18 protein-coding genes are annotated in these 14,014 nt (G+C 70.0%); 13 read left to right on the top strand and 5 right to left on the bottom strand.

Annotated features, from left to right (window positions below; translation table 11 throughout):
- The first annotated feature begins 58 nt into the window (after positions 1–58).
- The 4 genes from BUR28_RS13515 (at position 59) to BUR28_RS13500 (ending at position 3,442) form a co-directional block, all read left to right on the top strand.
- The gene (locus BUR28_RS13515; protein WP_074220607.1) at positions 59–1,336 is read left to right on the top strand and encodes a flagellin; all 1,278 of its coding nucleotides are present in this window, start codon (positions 59–61) and stop codon (positions 1,334–1,336) included.
- Positions 1,337–1,413: 77 nt separating this feature from the next.
- The gene (gene flaF / locus BUR28_RS13510; protein WP_074220606.1) at positions 1,414–1,794 is read left to right on the top strand and encodes a flagellar biosynthesis regulator FlaF; all 381 of its coding nucleotides are present in this window, start codon (positions 1,414–1,416) and stop codon (positions 1,792–1,794) included.
- A complete protein-coding gene (gene flbT / locus BUR28_RS13505) occupies positions 1,791–2,198 on the top strand; it encodes a flagellar biosynthesis repressor FlbT (protein WP_074220605.1) in 408 nt (135 codons plus the stop codon). Before flaF ends, flbT begins: the two co-directional genes overlap by 4 nt.
- Positions 2,195–3,442, top strand: a complete 1,248-nt coding sequence (locus BUR28_RS13500; protein WP_074220604.1) for a DUF1217 domain-containing protein — start codon at positions 2,195–2,197, stop codon at positions 3,440–3,442. The genes flbT and BUR28_RS13500 overlap by 4 nt, the downstream gene beginning before the upstream one ends.
- 15 nt (positions 3,443–3,457) lie before the next feature.
- Here BUR28_RS13500 and BUR28_RS13495 read toward each other — a convergent pair whose 3' ends face one another.
- On the bottom strand, positions 3,458–4,810 hold the full coding sequence (locus BUR28_RS13495; protein ID WP_074220603.1) for a FliI/YscN family ATPase: 1,353 nt from the start codon (positions 4,808–4,810) through the stop codon (positions 3,458–3,460).
- Positions 4,811–4,894: 84 nt separating this feature from the next.
- On the opposite strand from BUR28_RS13495, the gene BUR28_RS13490 reads away from it, so the two are divergent.
- Genes BUR28_RS13490 through BUR28_RS13450 form a run of 9 tightly spaced genes read left to right on the top strand, consistent with a single transcriptional unit; the run spans position 4,895 to position 9,489 of the window.
- Positions 4,895–5,281: a FlgB family protein gene (locus BUR28_RS13490; RefSeq protein WP_074221655.1), complete on the top strand. Its 387-nt coding sequence runs from the start codon at positions 4,895–4,897 to the stop codon at positions 5,279–5,281.
- Between the two features lie 15 nt (positions 5,282–5,296).
- Complete coding sequence (flgC, locus tag BUR28_RS13485; RefSeq protein ID WP_074220602.1) at positions 5,297–5,689, top strand: flagellar basal body rod protein FlgC; 393 nt, start codon at positions 5,297–5,299, stop codon at positions 5,687–5,689.
- An 11-nt stretch (positions 5,690–5,700) separates the two neighbouring features.
- Positions 5,701–5,985: a flagellar hook-basal body complex protein FliE gene (gene fliE / locus BUR28_RS13480; RefSeq protein WP_074220601.1), complete on the top strand. Its 285-nt coding sequence runs from the start codon at positions 5,701–5,703 to the stop codon at positions 5,983–5,985.
- 3 nt (positions 5,986–5,988) lie between these two features.
- A complete protein-coding gene (locus tag BUR28_RS13475; protein WP_074220600.1) occupies positions 5,989–6,255 on the top strand; it encodes a flagellar biosynthetic protein FliQ in 267 nt (88 codons plus the stop codon).
- Positions 6,256–6,258: 3 nt separating this feature from the next.
- Positions 6,259–6,981, top strand: coding sequence for a flagellar hook-basal body complex protein (locus BUR28_RS13470; protein ID WP_074220599.1), 723 nt, complete (start codon positions 6,259–6,261; stop codon positions 6,979–6,981).
- A 15-nt stretch (positions 6,982–6,996) separates the two neighbouring features.
- Complete coding sequence (gene flgG, locus BUR28_RS13465) at positions 6,997–7,782, top strand: flagellar basal-body rod protein FlgG (protein WP_074220598.1); 786 nt, start codon at positions 6,997–6,999, stop codon at positions 7,780–7,782.
- Entirely contained in the window at positions 7,782–8,213 is a 432-nt protein-coding gene (gene flgA, locus BUR28_RS13460; RefSeq protein WP_074220597.1) for a flagellar basal body P-ring formation chaperone FlgA, read from the top strand. The genes flgG and flgA overlap by 1 nt, the downstream gene beginning before the upstream one ends.
- Positions 8,214–8,227: 14 nt before the next feature.
- Complete coding sequence (gene flgH, locus BUR28_RS13455; protein WP_074220596.1) at positions 8,228–8,965, top strand: flagellar basal body L-ring protein FlgH; 738 nt, start codon at positions 8,228–8,230, stop codon at positions 8,963–8,965.
- Between the two features lie 5 nt (positions 8,966–8,970).
- Positions 8,971–9,489, top strand: a complete 519-nt coding sequence (locus tag BUR28_RS13450; RefSeq protein WP_074220595.1) for a flagellar basal body-associated FliL family protein — start codon at positions 8,971–8,973, stop codon at positions 9,487–9,489.
- Between the two features lie 8 nt (positions 9,490–9,497).
- Here BUR28_RS13450 and BUR28_RS13445 read toward each other — a convergent pair whose 3' ends face one another.
- Genes BUR28_RS13445 through flhA form a run of 4 tightly spaced genes read right to left on the bottom strand, consistent with a single transcriptional unit; the run spans position 9,498 to position 13,781 of the window.
- The gene (locus BUR28_RS13445; protein ID WP_074220594.1) at positions 9,498–9,845 is read right to left on the bottom strand and encodes a hypothetical protein; all 348 of its coding nucleotides are present in this window, start codon (positions 9,843–9,845) and stop codon (positions 9,498–9,500) included.
- Positions 9,845–10,924 carry an EscU/YscU/HrcU family type III secretion system export apparatus switch protein gene (locus tag BUR28_RS13440; RefSeq protein WP_074220593.1) on the bottom strand — a complete coding sequence of 360 codons (1,080 nt, stop codon included), beginning with the start codon at positions 10,922–10,924 and terminating at the stop codon, positions 9,845–9,847. The genes BUR28_RS13445 and BUR28_RS13440 overlap by 1 nt, the downstream gene beginning before the upstream one ends.
- The gene (locus BUR28_RS13435) at positions 10,921–11,691 is read right to left on the bottom strand and encodes a flagellar biosynthetic protein FliR (protein WP_074220592.1); all 771 of its coding nucleotides are present in this window, start codon (positions 11,689–11,691) and stop codon (positions 10,921–10,923) included. The genes BUR28_RS13440 and BUR28_RS13435 overlap by 4 nt, the downstream gene beginning before the upstream one ends.
- Positions 11,688–13,781 (bottom strand): flagellar biosynthesis protein FlhA, encoded by a 2,094-nt coding sequence (flhA, locus tag BUR28_RS13430; protein ID WP_074220591.1) that lies wholly within the window; start codon positions 13,779–13,781, stop codon positions 11,688–11,690. The genes BUR28_RS13435 and flhA overlap by 4 nt, the downstream gene beginning before the upstream one ends.
- Between the last annotated feature and the right edge of the window lie 233 nt (positions 13,782–14,014).

Below are 14,014 nucleotides of genomic sequence, written 5' to 3'. Positions count from 1 at the left end.
CTCGCGGTGCAAACGCAACGGCGCAAAGCGCCTTATCTACAGCAAGGACCGAAAACACATGTCCAGCATTCTGACGAACACCGGCGCCATGACCGCGCTGCAAACCCTGAAAAGCATCAACAAGGGGATGGCCGACGTCCAGAACCAGATCTCGACCGGCAAGGCCGTCGACTCGGCCAGGGACAACGCCGCCGTCTGGGCCATCTCGAAGGTGATGGACTCCGACGTGAAGGGCTTCGAAGGCATCTCCGACAGCCTCGCGCTGGGTGAATCGAGCGTCGCGGTCGCCCGGAACGCCTCAGAGTCGATCACCGACCTGCTGACGGAGATGAAAGGCAAGATCGTCGCCGCCCAGGAGGAAAACGTCGACCGCGCCAAACTGCAGACCGACATCGACCAGCTGACCAGCCAGATCGAATCCGTCGTCGGCGCAGCGCAGTTCAACGGCCTCAACCTGGTGAACGGGTCCGCCGGCGGCAGCACGAACTCGATCGACATCCTGTCGTCGCTCGACCGGTCGTCGGATGGCACCGTGCAGTCCAACAACATCACCGTGGACCTCGCCAACACCAACCTCTCGGTGAACGTGGGCACGGATGTTTCGGCCTCCGTCTTCAACACCGGTAGCGCCTCGACCGCTGCCGAGAACGGTGGCAGCGTCGCCATCACCGGGGCGAGCTTCGACTTCGCACAAGCCGACGGCACCACCGGCGGCGCCGTGGCCCTGCGGGCCGACGAACTCACCGGCGCCTATGCGGACCGCCTGGTGGCCGGCGACCAGATCGAACTCGATGTCGGCGGCGTGAACGTGTCCTACACGATCAACGAAGGCGACGGCGCATCCGCCGTTCTGGGCGGTCTTCGGGGTGCCCTGGAAGGCGCCGGCCTGTCGAACGATTTCGCCGTCGCGTTCGATGGCACCGATCTGACGATCACCAACAACAAACCGACCACGACGCCTGCCAACCAGAACGACGTCGACATCACAGTGACCGGCACCCGGGGCCAGGGGGGTCTGTCCGACCTCAACACCCTGAGCGTCACCACCGACGACGCCTCGCGGACCAAAGCGTTGAACGACATCGAGGACATGATCCAGTACTCGATCGACGCCGCGGCCGAGTTCGGTTCCGCCCAGAGCCGGATCGAGATCCAGTCGGATTTCGTCAGCAAGCTGACCGACTCGCTGAAGGCCGGCATCGGCACGCTGGTCGACGCCAACATGGAGGAGGCTTCGGCCCGTCTGCAGGCGCTGCAGGTGCAGCAGCAGCTGGGCACGCAGTCGCTGTCGATCGCCAACCAGGCGCCGCAGAACCTGCTGTCGCTCTTCCGCTAAGACACGGCCGGGCCGGGGCGAACGCCCCGGCCCATCCGCTGACGCCTTAGCCGATCTTCAGAATGGAGTGACAGAACATGAATGCCCTGCAAATGGCCCAAAAGGCCTATTCCGCGCCCGAGCAGGCGCAGACCCGCACCCCCCGCGCCACCGAATACGCCGCCTTCGCCCGCATCACGGCACGGCTCAAGGCCGCGGAGACCGCCGGGGCCAAGGGGTTTCCCGCCCTCGCCTCCGCGATCCACGAAAACCGCCGGCTCTGGACGATGCTCGCCGCCGATGTCGCCGACGGCGACAACGGCCTGCCGCAATCGCTGCGCGCGCGCATCTTCTACCTGTACGAGTTCACCACCCACCACAGCCGCGAGGTCCTGAACGGCAACGCCGCGATCGGGCCGCTGGTCGAGGTCAACACCGCGATCATGCGCGGGCTGCAATCCTCGGAGGCGGCGGCATGAGCGGTCTGGTCCTCAAACTCGGCCCCAAGGAACGGGTCCTCGTGAACGGCGCGGTGATCGAGAACGGCGACCGCCGCACGCGGTTGTCGATCAAGACGCCCAACGCCCACATCCTGCGGCTGCGCGACGCGATCCACCCCGAGGAGGTGAACACGCCGGTCCGCCGGGTGTGCTACATCGCGCAGCTCGTGCTGTCCGGCGACATGGCGGCGGCGGATGCCCGCCCGCAGCTCTTGCGCGGGATCGAGCAGCTGAGCCAGGTGCTGACCGACCATGACAGCCGCAGCCAGCTGACGCAGGCGACCGAGGCGGTGATGGGTGAGCAGCCCTACCAGGTACTCAAGGCGCTGCGCTGCCTTCTGCCGCGCGAGGAGCGGCTGCTGGCGGGCGCGCGACCGTCATGAGCTTTCAGCCGGTCGTCCCGTTCGGCGGTTTCGCCGGCTGGCGCTTCCTCGAACGCACGATGGAGCGCCAGCAGGACGCCTTCAACGAGAGTCCCGCCGTTCAGCGGGACCTCGACTATTTCGCCGAGAAGATCGGCGACGTCAAAACGGCCGACGACCTGGTCGGCGACTATCGCCTGCTCAAGGTCGCGCTGGGCGCCTTCGGGTTGCAGGACGATATCGGCAGCAAGTTCTTCATCAAGAAGGTGCTGTCCGAAGGCACCACCGCCGAGGACGCCTTCGCCACGAAGCTTTCCGACAAAAGCTACGAGAGGCTGGCCGAGGCGTTCAGCTTTCTCAGTGCCGACGCGGCCGCGGCGCGGACCGACCAGACGACGTTCGCCCGGGACCTGAGCCTTGAGATCGAGGGCGACGGCTACCTGCCGGTCCGCCTGGATTCGGGCGAAACGGGCTACACGCGGAACGCCGCGCTCGAACGCGGCGCGGGCGGGCGCCTCGTCACGTCCGACGGCCATGCCGTCCGGCCGGAAATCGTGATCGACGAGACGATCGCCAGCGTGTCGGTCTCGGCGCGGGGCGCGGTCTACGGCGCCTACCAGCCGGGCGGCCCGCAATTCCTGCTCGGCGAGATCGAGCTGGCCACGTTTTCGGACGCGACGGCCCTGCAAGAGGCGCCGGCGGAGGGCCTTGCGGGGCTGCTGACGGGGCGGCCCTCGGGGGTCTTTCTGGAAACCGGGGACTCCGGCCCCGCCGTGCTTGGCAGCGCCGGCAGCCTCGGCTTCGGCAAGCTGGTGCAGACGGAACTGGCCGCGGCCGAAACCGCTTTCGACACGGGCGCCGTGATGGCCGCCTATCGCACGCGCAGCTTCGAGCTTGCCGTGGGCGAACAGGACGGCGACATGCGCCTCGCGCTCAACCTCGACCGCGAGCTTCAGGATCTCGCCGCGCGCGACCTCTCGGACGAGGCGCAGTGGTTCGGGGTCATGGGCTCCAACCCCCTGCGGGAAGTCTTCGATACCGCCTTCGGGATGCCCGACGCGTTTGCCGCGCTGGATCTCGACCGCCAGCTCGAGACTTACCGCGAACGGGCCGACAGCTTCTTCGGCGACAGCAGCGTCGCGCAGTTCAGCGACCCCGACAAGCGGGAAGAACTGGTCCGCCTGTTCCTTGCCCGGTCGGAAGCGAACGCGCTTGGCGGCGGCATGACCGGCGCGCAGACCGCGCTGACCCTTCTCGGGGGCTGAGGCGTCCGGGGCGCGTCAGGACCCGGCGATGGCCCCCTCCGGCCGCTCGCCCGCCAGGGCCAGCACCTGGCCCAGCCGCGCGAAGCTCGACTCGACACCGGCGGCCGCATCTTCGGACAGGAAGGCGTCGAGCGCCGGCCAGACCTTGATCGCCGCGTCGATCTCGGGGTCGGAGCCGGCGGCGTAAAGCCCCGCCTGGATCATCATCTCCGCCCGGTCATAGGCCCCGAGAAGACGCCGCGCCTGCGCGATCAGCGCGTTCTCCGACCCGCTCGCCGCCCGCGGCAGGCTGCGCGAGACGGACCGCAACAGGTCCACCGCCGGGAAGCGGCCGCGTTCGGCGATACGGCGGTCGAGCACGACGTGACCGTCGAGCACCCCGCGCAGGATGTCGGCCACCGGCTCTTCCATGTCGGACCCGGCGACGAGCACCGAGAACACCGCGGTGATGTCGCCGATGCCCTCGGTGCCGGGCCCCGCGCGTTCGGCCAGGGCCATGATCGCCTGCGCGGTCGAGGGCGGATAGCCGCGCAGGGCGGCCGGCTCGTCCGCGGCCAGCGCCAGTTCGCGGTGCGCCTCGGCGAAGCGCGTGACCGAGTCGGCGAGAAACAGCACGTGGTTGCCCTCGTCGCGGAAATGCTCGGCGACGGCCATCGCCGCCCAGGCCGCGCGGCGCCGCACCATCGGCGACTGGTCGGAGGTCGCGGCCACGATCACCGAGCGCGCCATGCCCTCGGGCCCCAGAACCTGGCTGACGAATTCGCCCACCTCGCGCCCACGCTCGCCCACCAGCGCGATCACCGCCATGTCGGCCTGGACCCCGCGCGCGAGCTTGGCGAGCAGGGTCGACTTGCCGACGCCGGAGCCGGCGAACAGGCCGATGCGCTGGCCCCGCACGATGGGCAGGAGGGTGTCGAACGCGGCCAGCCCGGTGCCGAGCCGCGCCCCGAGACCGCGCCGCTCGGTCGCCGGCGGCGGCAGGGCGCGCAACGGCCGCGCGGTCGGTCCCGGCATCAGCCGACGCCCGTCGAGCGGCTGGCCGAACGGATCGACCACCCGGCCGAGCCAGCGGCGATCCGGCGCGATCTTTCCCGGGCCCAGCAACACCACCCGGTCGCCCACCGACAGCCCCTCGGGCGTGCCGTCGGGCAGGACCGTGACCGCCCCCTCGGCCAGCGCCAGCACCTCGCCGCGGCGGCGCACGCCGGGGCCGTGCCGGATCTCGACCAGATCGCCGAGCCCGGCCCGTTCCGACAGGCCGGTGACGGTGACCGTGCCGCTGCCCGCAGCGCGCACGCGGCCCACGGGGCGGATCGGCTTGAGCGCGGCGATGCGCCCGGCAAGCGCGGCGAAGGGGCTTTCAGGCATCCGGATTCTCCCGAGGCGGTCGACACTTACCGTTTCTAAAGGAATCGCCCTTAAGCATTGATTGAAACCGTGGGAGAAACCCCGATGTTCGACAAGCTGGAGATTTTCCGGATGGCGCAAGGGCTGGCCACCCATGCCGGTGCGCGCCAGACCGTCATCGCCCGCAACGTGGCCAATGCCGACACCCCCGGCTACCGGGCCCGCGACATCGCCGATTTCACGGAAACCTACCGACAGAGCGACGACTCCATGGCCCTGCGCACGACGCGCGCGGGCCATATCGCCGCCGCGGACAGCGGGTCGCGATCGGCCGAGGTCGTCTCGGGCCACGGCGTCGGAGAGCCCAACGGCAACACCGTGTCGCTGGAGGAAGAGATGCTCAAGGCCGCCGAGGTCAAGAGCAAGCACAACCTCGCGCTGGCCGTCTACAAGAGTTCGCTCAACGTGCTGCGCACCAGCATCGGGCGCTAGGAAGAGGAGGCCTGAATGAGCGATTTCAGCGATAGCAGGGCAGTCTCGGCGAGCGGGCTGCGCGCCCAGGCGGCACGGCTGCGCCACGTGTCCGAGAACATCGCCAATGCCGACACGCCGGGCTACCGGCGGAAACTGATGGCCTTCGAGGCCGAGCTTGGCCCGAACAAGCCCGAAGGCGCGGTCAAGACCGGGCCGGTGCGGCTCGACCAGACCCAGTTGCCCAAGGTCTACGACCCCGCGCACCCGATGGCGGACGCCACGGGCCATTACGACGGGTCGAACGTGGACCTCGTGATCGAGATCGCCGACGCGCGCGAGGCGCAGCGCAGCTACGAGGCGAACCTGAAACTCTTCGATCAGGCGCGCGAGATGTCGCGCGGCCTGTTCGACCTGCTGCGCCGCTAGGAGGGACGCTCATGGATATCCGGTCCAGCATCGCCGCCCAGGCCTATGCCACCGCCCGGCCGGCGACCCAACCGCAGAAGCCCGAGGCGGGCGCGGCCTTTGCCGACGCCGCCAAGGGATTCGCCCAGACCATCCGCCAGGGCGAGGAGACCGCGATGGCGGCGATGTCGGGCGGCGCCGACCCGCATGCGCTGGTGCAGGCGCTGGCCCAGACCGAACTGGCCGTGGAGACCGCCGTGACCGTGCGCGACAAGGTGGTCGAGGCCTACCAGGAAATCCTCAGGATGCCGGTGTAGGCCATGACCGAGTTCATCTTCTACGACACGCTGCGCCAGGGGCTGTGGATCGCGGTCATCATCTCGCTGCCGATCCTGACCGCGGCGCTGGTAACCGGTGTCGCGATCGGCCTGTTCCAGGCGCTGACCTCGGTGCAGGAGATGACGCTGACCTTCGTGCCGAAGCTCGCGGCGATCCTGATCGTGTTCTGGGTCTCGATGAGCTTCATGACCGAGACGCTGACCAGTTTCTTCACCGGCCGCATCGTGCCGATGATCGCGGGGGTCTGAGCGATGGACAGTTCGGGCTACGTCACGCTGAACCGCCAGGTCGGGCTGATGCGCGAGATGCAGAGCGTCGCGCACAACATCTCGAACGCGTCGACCACCGGGTTCCGGCGCGAGGGCGTGGTCTTCTCCGAACATATCGCCGCGGTCGAGGGGCCGGGGGGCTCGCTGTCGATGGCCAACGCCCATGTGCGCGAGATCGACCTCAGCCAGGGTCCGTTGAAGCAGACGAACGGCCGGTTCGACTTCGCGATCGAGGGCGAGGGGTTCTTCCTGCTGGAAACGCCCCAGGGCGAGCGGCTGACCCGCGCGGGCAGCTTCACCCCGGACGCCAATGGCGAGCTGGTCTCGCCCGACGGCCACCGCCTGCTCGATGCGGGCGGGGCGCCGGTCTTCGTGCCGCCCGATGCCGCCTCGGTTTCGATGGCCGCCGACGGCACGCTCAGCGCCGACGGGCGGCCGCTCACCCAGGTGGGGCTCTACCAGCCCGCCGATGCCAAGGCGATGACCCATGTCGCCGGCACGCTGTTCGACCCGGGCGGCCCCACCGAACCCGTCCTTGAGACGACGCTCCTGCAAGGCTTCGTCGAGGAATCGAATGTCGACCCGGTCTCGGAGATCGCCCGGATGATCGAGGTGCAGCGCGCCTACGAGCTGGGGCAGACCTTCCTCGACCGCGAAGACGAACGCGTTCGCGCCGCCATCCGCACCCTGAGCGGCGGCACCTGAGGAAAGGACTGACCCATGCGCGCCCTGTCCATCGCCGCCACCGGCATGTCGGCCCAGCAGATGCGGGTCGAGACGATTTCCAACAACCTGGCCAACATGAACACCACGGGCTACGACGCCCGCCGCGCCGAGTTCGCCGACCTGCATTACCAGCAGGTCACCCGCGCCGGCACGATCAACGCCTCCGACGGCACCGTGCTGCCCACCGGCGTGCAGCTGGGCCTGGGCGTGCGGCCCTCCGCGGTCACGGTGAACCTCGCGCAGGGGTCGCTGTCGCAGACCGGGGGCGACCTGGACGTCGCGGTCGAGGGCCGCGGCTACCTGGAGGTGACGCTGCCCAACGGCAACGCCGCCTTTACCCGCGACGGTGCGCTGAAGCGCACGGGCGACGGGCTGATCGTCACCTCGGACGGCTTCACCGTGGCGCCGGGCCTCACCATCCCCGACGACGCGCGCAGCCTCTCGATCAACGCCGAGGGCGAGGTCTACGCCTATTTCCAGGACCAGGTGGAACCGCAGCTTCTCGGCCAGCTCACGCTGACGATGTTCACCAACGAGAAGGGGCTGGAGGCGATCGGGTCGAACCTGTTCACCGAGACCGAGGCCTCGGGCGCACCCATCGCGGGCGTGCCGGGCGACGAGGGCTTCGGCACGCTGCGCCAGGGCTATCTGGAGGACAGCTCGGTCGACGCGGTGCGCGAGATCACCGAGCTGATCGAGGCCCAGCGCGGCTACGAGCTGAACTCCAAGGTCATCACCGCGGCCGACCAGATGCTCGCCGCCACGACGCAGGTGCGGTGATGCGCGCCCTCGCCCTCCTCGCCGCGCTCCTCGCCGCGTTTCCCGCGACCGCCGAGATGCTGGTCGCCACGCGCACGATCCGCGGCCAGACGATCCTGGGGCCGGGCGACATCGCCGTGGCCGAGGGAACCATGCCCGGCGCGCTCACCGACCCGGCCGAGGCGGTCGGGCAGGAGGCGCGCGTCAATCTCTATGCCGGCCGCCCGATCCGGTCGGGCGATATCGGCCCGCCCGCGATCATCGAGCGCAACCAGATCGTCACGCTGATCTACCGCAACGGCGTGGTGAAGATCGCCGCCGAGGCGCGGTCGCTGGGCCGCGCGGGGGTGGGCGACGCGCTCAAGGTGATGAACCTCGCCTCGCGCGCCACCGTCACCGGATATGTCATGCCCGACGGCACCGTGACCGTCGGGGCCCAAGCCAGACCCTGAGGAGCCCTGCTGCCATGAAACCCGTCCTCCTTCTCGCCTGCGCCGCGGCGCTCGCCCTGCCCTCGGCCTGCGGCCGGCTGGAGCAGGTCGGCAAGGCGCCCGATTTCAAACCCGTCGAAGGCAGCAATGCCTATTACGCGATGACCAATCCCGGCACCCTGCCCGAGACGAGCGAACGCCGCCGGACGGTGGACCGCGCGTCGCTCTGGGCCGCGGGGCGGCAATCGCTGCTCGGCGATCGCCGGGCCGAACGGCGCGGCGACATCATGACCGTCGTAATCGAGATCGACGACGAGGCCGAGATTTCCAACTCCACCGCGCGCAGCCGCTCGGGGTCCACGTCGGCCGGCATCCCGCAGATGGCCGGGATTCCGCAGATCGTCGGCCCGCTGCTGCCCGACGGCGCAACGATGGACAACCTCGCCGAGGCCGAGTCCAGCACCAACCACAGCGGCGACGGCTCGGTGCGGCGCAACGAGAAGCTGACGCTGCGGGTGGCCGCCACCGTGACCGACGTGCTGCAGAACGGCATCCTGCGCATCGAGGGAAGCCAGGAGGTGCGGGTGAATTTCGAGATGCGCGAGCTGATCGTGGCCGGCTACGTGCGCCCCGAGGACATCTCGCGCCAGAACGAGATCACCTATGACAAGATCGCCTCGGCGCGGATCTCCTATGGCGGGCGCGGCCAGATTACCGACATGCAACAGCCCCGTTACGGCCAACAGATCGCCGACATCCTCCTGCCGTTCTGAGGACCATGATGGGCAAGCTGATTCCCGTGATCATCGCCGTCGTCGGCCTCGTCCTCGGGGGCGGCGCCGGCTACATGCTGCGCCCGGCCCCGCCCGAGGAGGCGCCGGAAGACGCCGCCCATGCGGGCGAGGCGGATCACGGCGCGGACGCGGCCCATGCCAAGGCGGGCAAGGACGACCATGGCGACGCGGACGGCCAGACCTCGGATTTCGTGAAGCTCAACAACCAGTTCGTGATCCCGGTGGTGCGTGACGGGCGGGTGGGCGCGCTGGTCGTGCTCTCGCTCAGCCTCGAGGTGACCTCGGGCGGCAAGGAGCCGGTCTACGAACGCGAGCCCAAGCTGCGCGACGCGTTCCTGCAGGTCATGTTCGACCACGCCAATGTCGGCGGTTTCGACGGCGCCTTCACCGAAAGCGGCACCATGACGCTGCTGCGGCGCGCCCTTCTGGAAGCCGCGCGGCAGGTGATGGGCCCCATGGTCCGCGACGTTCTGATCACCGACATCGTCCGCCAGGACGCCTGAGCGGCGGCTCAGCCCGGCCGGCTGCGCTCGCGCAGCCGGCGCAGCGCATCGTCGCGGCCGAAGGCGACCGCGGCCTCCTTCATCAGCATGGCTTCCTCGACCCGCGCCCGGGCGAGCGCGGCATTCAGCGCCGTGCGCCGCTCGCGGTACCAGCGCTCCGGGCTGTCGCCCAGGAACGCCCGCGCCGTGGCGTCGGCCGTGGCCTCGGCGCGCCGCTTCTCCGCGTCGAGCGCGGCGAGTTCGGCCTCCAGCCGCCGGCATTCGCCGGCCGCCCGCCGCAGCCGGGCGAGCGCGGCATCGCGCAGCGCCCCGCCCACCTCGGCCAGGCGCGCGAACCGGTCGTCGCCGCCGCCCATCAGCGGCCCCGTGCGCGGCTGCGCATCTCTTCGGCAAAGCGGATCGCGGCGGCCACGGCGCGGTAATGCTCGGGCAGGATCTCCTCGCCGATCTCGACCGTGGCATGAAGCGCGCGGGCGGTCGGCGGATCGCGCCGCATCGGCACGCCGGAGGCGGCCGCGACCTCGCGGATCCGCGCCGCGATCTCGTCGGTGCCCTTGGCGATGCAGACCGGCGCGCCGGGGGTGGCCCGGTCCCATTTCAGGGCGACGGCGTAGTGGGTCGGGTTCACGATCACCACGTCGGCGTCCGGCACCTCGGTCAGCATCCGGTTTGTGGCGATGTCCATGCCCCGCTGCCGGCGCTGCTGCTTCATGTGCGGATCGCCCTCGGACTGCTTCACCTCGTCCTTCAGTTCCTCATGCGTCATCCGGTTCTTGCGGCGATGTTCGAGCACCTGCCAGAAGTAGTCGACCGCCGCGATGGACCCGGCGATCGCCACCACCACGGCCATGAACTCCGCCGCCATGCGCCCCATCCGCGCCGCGGCCATGCCGGGCGACAGATGCATCGTGCCCAGCATTTCCTCGATATGGGCCGACAGGTAGACGCCGAGCAGAACGGTGTAGAGCGAGAGCTTGACCGCGCTCTTGGCGAATTCGAACAGCCCCCCGCGGCCGAACTTGTTCTTCGCGTTGGACAGCGGCGAAATCCGCGACAGCTTCGGCATCAGCTTTTCGGGCGCGACGACGAGGCTGCGCTGGGCGAGGATCGCGGCCAGCGCGGCGAGCCCCGGCAGCGCGAGCCAGGGCAGGGCGGCGAGCCCGGCATGGGCCATGACGTTCCCGACCGGCGCCGTGCCGTGCCCGTCGAGCATCATCGGCGCGATCTTGTCGGCGCGCGCGAGAAGCCCCGCGCCGAGATCGCCCAGCGCGGTGAGGCTCGCCGCGCCAAGCCCGAACGCGGTCAGCGCAAAGCCCGCATAGGCGGCGGCGGTGTTGAGGTCGTTGGAACTGGCGATCTCGCCCTTCTTGCGGGCGTCGTCGAGCTTTTTCTGTGTCGGCTCGTGCTGCTTGTCGCCGGGGGACTGGTCGCTCATCCGCCACCTCCGAACGGCGCGGCGAACAGTTCCAGCAGCCGCATCTGCCAGAGCACCAGCATCGGCGGCAGGGCCAGGAACAGCAGGATCAGCCCGCCCGCGGTGATCGCCGGCGCGCCCACGAAGGCGACCATGAGCTGCGGCATCGCCTTGTTGATGACGCCGAGCGCGAGATTGTAGATCAGCGCGGCGATGACGAAGGGCATCGCCAGCGTGGCCGCGAGCGCGAAGACCTGCGCGATTCGCAGCACCCCCCAGTCGGCCAGCGTCGCGGCGTCGGGGAATTGCCCGGCGGGCAGGAGTTCGTAGGACAGGATCATCGCCTCGGCCGCCCGGACATGGAGGCCCGACATCACCGCCAGCGCCAGGCCCGCGACCATCATCAGGCGGCCCATCGCCGGTTGCGGGTCCATCGAGGCCGAACCCAGAAGCTGCGACAGGGACGTCGCCTGCGCGGCGATCTCGCCGGCCATCTGCAGCGCGAGGATCATCAGCCGCAGGACCAGGCCGAGGGCGAGGCCGATCACCGCCTCGGAGGCGAGCGCGAGGCTGAGCGGCGGGATTTCCTCGGGCAGGTCGGCGGCCACTGCGGGCGCCACGACGGCGGTGAAGGCCAGTGAGAGACCGAGCCGCACCCGCACCGGGACGGCGCGTTCGCCAAAGGCCGGCAGCATCGCCATCACCGCACCGACCCGCAGGAACACGAGGTAGCCCGCCCAGAGCAGCGGCTCCCACACGTCGAGGAGCGGCGCGAGGTCGAGCGTCATGCCGCCACCATGCCGACGAGGGCGGGCCGCGAGTTGGTGCCGATCTCCTCGAAGGAGAGGACCGGCGCGGAGATGCCCTTGGCCGAGAGCGCGGTCTGCAGGAAGCGCCGGCGGCGGCCGGAGGTCGCGATCACCGGGAAGACGCCGCCCTCGCCCGCGCGCGCCAGGCGTTCCGACACCGCGCCGGCGAGGCGGTTGAACTGCTCGGGCGGCAGCGCGACATCCGGTGCGCCGTGGTCGTTCGCGATCTGGTAGGTGGCGAAGCACTCTTCCCATTCCGGGGCCAGCTGCAGCAGCGGCAGGGTGCCGTCCTCGCGCCGGTGCTCGGCCACGATCTGGAAGCCGAGGCGCCGGCGGACATGCTCGCAGATCGACTCGGCGCTGGCATGCGCGGACCGGGCCTCGGCGATGGCCTCCAGGATCAGCGGGATGTTGCGGATCGACACCCGTTCCTCGAGCAGCAGGCGCAGCACGGCCAGCAGAAGGTCCTGGGGCACCTTTTCGGGCACCAGGTCGTCGAGCATCCGGCGGTTCGCCGCGGCGCGGTCGGGATCGGACAGGTTCGTGAGCTCGTCCAGAAGCCGGCGCAGGGCCTTGTGGGTGAGCAGCCGCGAGAAGTTGCGCTTGACCACCTCGAGCAGGTGCGTGGCCAGCACCTCGGAGGGGTTGACCACGGTGACGCCCTGCAGCGCGAGGTCCTCGCGGCTTTCGGCCGGGACCCAGCGGGCCGGGGCGCCGTAGACCGGCTCGCGCACGTCCTCGCCGGGCGGCAGCGCCAGGGCGTTGTCGGCCTGAAGCGCCAGCACCTGTTCGGGCCGCAGCCGGTCGCGCGCCTGCTCGACCCCCTGGATGCGCATCACGTAGGTGCCGGGCGTCAACGCGCCGTTGTCGGTCAGACGGATCTCGGGAAGGATCAGGCCGAAGCTCTCGGCCACGTGGCGGCGCATCGAGCTGATCCGCGCCTCGATCCCGGTGGCGGGGTCGAGCACCATGCCGACCAGGTCGGGCGCGAATTCCAGGTGGATGTCGTCGAGGTCGAGCAGATCGCCGAGCCGGCTTTCGGGCTCCGCGGCCGCGCCGGGCTCGGCCGCCGCGCTGGCGGCGGTTTCGGCCTCTTGCAGCTTGCGCCGGTGCATCGCCACCGCGGCAACGCCGAGCGCGGTCGCGCCGGCCATGAAGGGCAGGAACGGCAGGCCGGGCACCAGCGCGAAGAGACCGAGCAGCACCGCCACCGTGGCCAGCGCGCCCGGATGGCGGCCGAGCTGGCTGAGCAGCGCGAAATCGGCCGTGCCCTGCGCGCCGCCGCGCGACAGAAGCAGCGCCGCCGCGATCGAGATGATGACCGCCGGAATCTGGCTCACCAGCCCGTCGCCCACGGTCAGGATCGCGTAGGTCTCAAACGCCTGGCCGAGCGGCATGCCATGCATGATCGTACCGATGGCGAGCCCCATCACGAGGTTCAGAAGCGTGATCAGCAGCCCCGCGACCGCGTCGCCCTTGACGAATTTCGATGCGCCGTCGAGCGAGCCGAAGAAGGTGGTCTCGGCCTGCTCGGTCTCGCGCCGGCGCTTGGCCTCGGCATGGTCGATGGCGCCGGCGGCCATGTCGCTGTCGATGGCGAGCTGCTTGCCGGGCATCCCGTCGAGGGCGAACCGCGCGCCGACCTCGGCCATGCGGCCCGCGCCCTTGGTGATGACCATGAAGTTCACGATCATCAGCACGCCGAAGACGACGAGCCCGAGGAACACGCTGCCCCCCATCACGAACATCGCGAAACCCTGGATCACGTCGCCCGCGGCCCCGGTGCCGGTATGGCCCTGGCCGATGATGAGCTTCGTCGAGGACACGTTCAGCGACAGCCGCAGCATGAGGGCGGCGAGCAAGACGGTCGGGAAGGCCGAGAAATCGAGCGGGCGTTCGATGAAGAGCGTGACGGTGAAGATCAGGATCGCCAGCGCGAAGGAGGCGGCGAGGCCGATATCCAGCATCCAGGCCGGCACCGGCAGGATCATCATCACGATGACCGCCATCAGGGCGAGGGCCAGGAGGATCGTGGGGCGGAAGAGGTCGCTGAGAGCGAGTTGCGGCATGGCTCAACCTCCGCCGGGGCGGGGGCCCGCGTGCGGGCGTGGCGCCCTCTGCGCGGCCTGGAGCCGGGGGCCGCCCATGGCGCCCGGCGCGGCGGCGCGCGGACGTGCCGTCGGGGCCGAGGCCCCGGTGCCGGCGGCGAGTCGGTGTCGACGTGGATGTGCCATTCTGGCCCTTCCGATCCCTGTGTCGTCGGCCAGACTAGGGACGGGCGGTTGAGAAAAGCTGAATATCC

The organism is Rhodovulum sp. ES.010 (assembly GCF_900142935.1).
Classification (GTDB): Bacteria; Pseudomonadota; Alphaproteobacteria; order Rhodobacterales; family Rhodobacteraceae; genus Rhodovulum.
This window is presented reverse-complemented; position numbering and strand designations above follow the sequence as displayed.

Bases quoted from the DNA above. Each gene is read 5' to 3' on its own strand.
- BUR28_RS13515 (WP_074220607.1), top strand. From the start codon at position 59: ATGTCCAGCATTCTGACGAACACCGGCGCCATGACCGCGCTGCAAACC.
- flaF (WP_074220606.1), top strand. From the start codon at position 1,414: ATGAATGCCCTGCAAATGGCCCAAAAGGCCTATTCCGCGCCCGAGCAG.
- flbT (WP_074220605.1), top strand. From the start codon at position 1,791: ATGAGCGGTCTGGTCCTCAAACTCGGCCCCAAGGAACGGGTCCTCGTG.
- BUR28_RS13500 (WP_074220604.1), top strand. From the start codon at position 2,195: ATGAGCTTTCAGCCGGTCGTCCCGTTCGGCGGTTTCGCCGGCTGGCGC.
- BUR28_RS13495 (WP_074220603.1), bottom strand. From the start codon at position 4,810: ATGCCTGAAAGCCCCTTCGCCGCGCTTGCCGGGCGCATCGCCGCGCTC.
- BUR28_RS13490 (WP_074221655.1), top strand. From the start codon at position 4,895: ATGTTCGACAAGCTGGAGATTTTCCGGATGGCGCAAGGGCTGGCCACC.
- flgC (WP_074220602.1), top strand. From the start codon at position 5,297: ATGAGCGATTTCAGCGATAGCAGGGCAGTCTCGGCGAGCGGGCTGCGC.
- fliE (WP_074220601.1), top strand. From the start codon at position 5,701: ATGGATATCCGGTCCAGCATCGCCGCCCAGGCCTATGCCACCGCCCGG.
- BUR28_RS13475 (WP_074220600.1), top strand. From the start codon at position 5,989: ATGACCGAGTTCATCTTCTACGACACGCTGCGCCAGGGGCTGTGGATC.
- BUR28_RS13470 (WP_074220599.1), top strand. From the start codon at position 6,259: ATGGACAGTTCGGGCTACGTCACGCTGAACCGCCAGGTCGGGCTGATG.
- flgG (WP_074220598.1), top strand. From the start codon at position 6,997: ATGCGCGCCCTGTCCATCGCCGCCACCGGCATGTCGGCCCAGCAGATG.
- flgA (WP_074220597.1), top strand. From the start codon at position 7,782: ATGCGCGCCCTCGCCCTCCTCGCCGCGCTCCTCGCCGCGTTTCCCGCG.
- flgH (WP_074220596.1), top strand. From the start codon at position 8,228: ATGAAACCCGTCCTCCTTCTCGCCTGCGCCGCGGCGCTCGCCCTGCCC.
- BUR28_RS13450 (WP_074220595.1), top strand. From the start codon at position 8,971: ATGATGGGCAAGCTGATTCCCGTGATCATCGCCGTCGTCGGCCTCGTC.
- BUR28_RS13445 (WP_074220594.1), bottom strand. From the start codon at position 9,845: ATGGGCGGCGGCGACGACCGGTTCGCGCGCCTGGCCGAGGTGGGCGGG.
- BUR28_RS13440 (WP_074220593.1), bottom strand. From the start codon at position 10,924: ATGAGCGACCAGTCCCCCGGCGACAAGCAGCACGAGCCGACACAGAAA.
- BUR28_RS13435 (WP_074220592.1), bottom strand. From the start codon at position 11,691: ATGACGCTCGACCTCGCGCCGCTCCTCGACGTGTGGGAGCCGCTGCTC.
- flhA (WP_074220591.1), bottom strand. From the start codon at position 13,781: ATGCCGCAACTCGCTCTCAGCGACCTCTTCCGCCCCACGATCCTCCTG.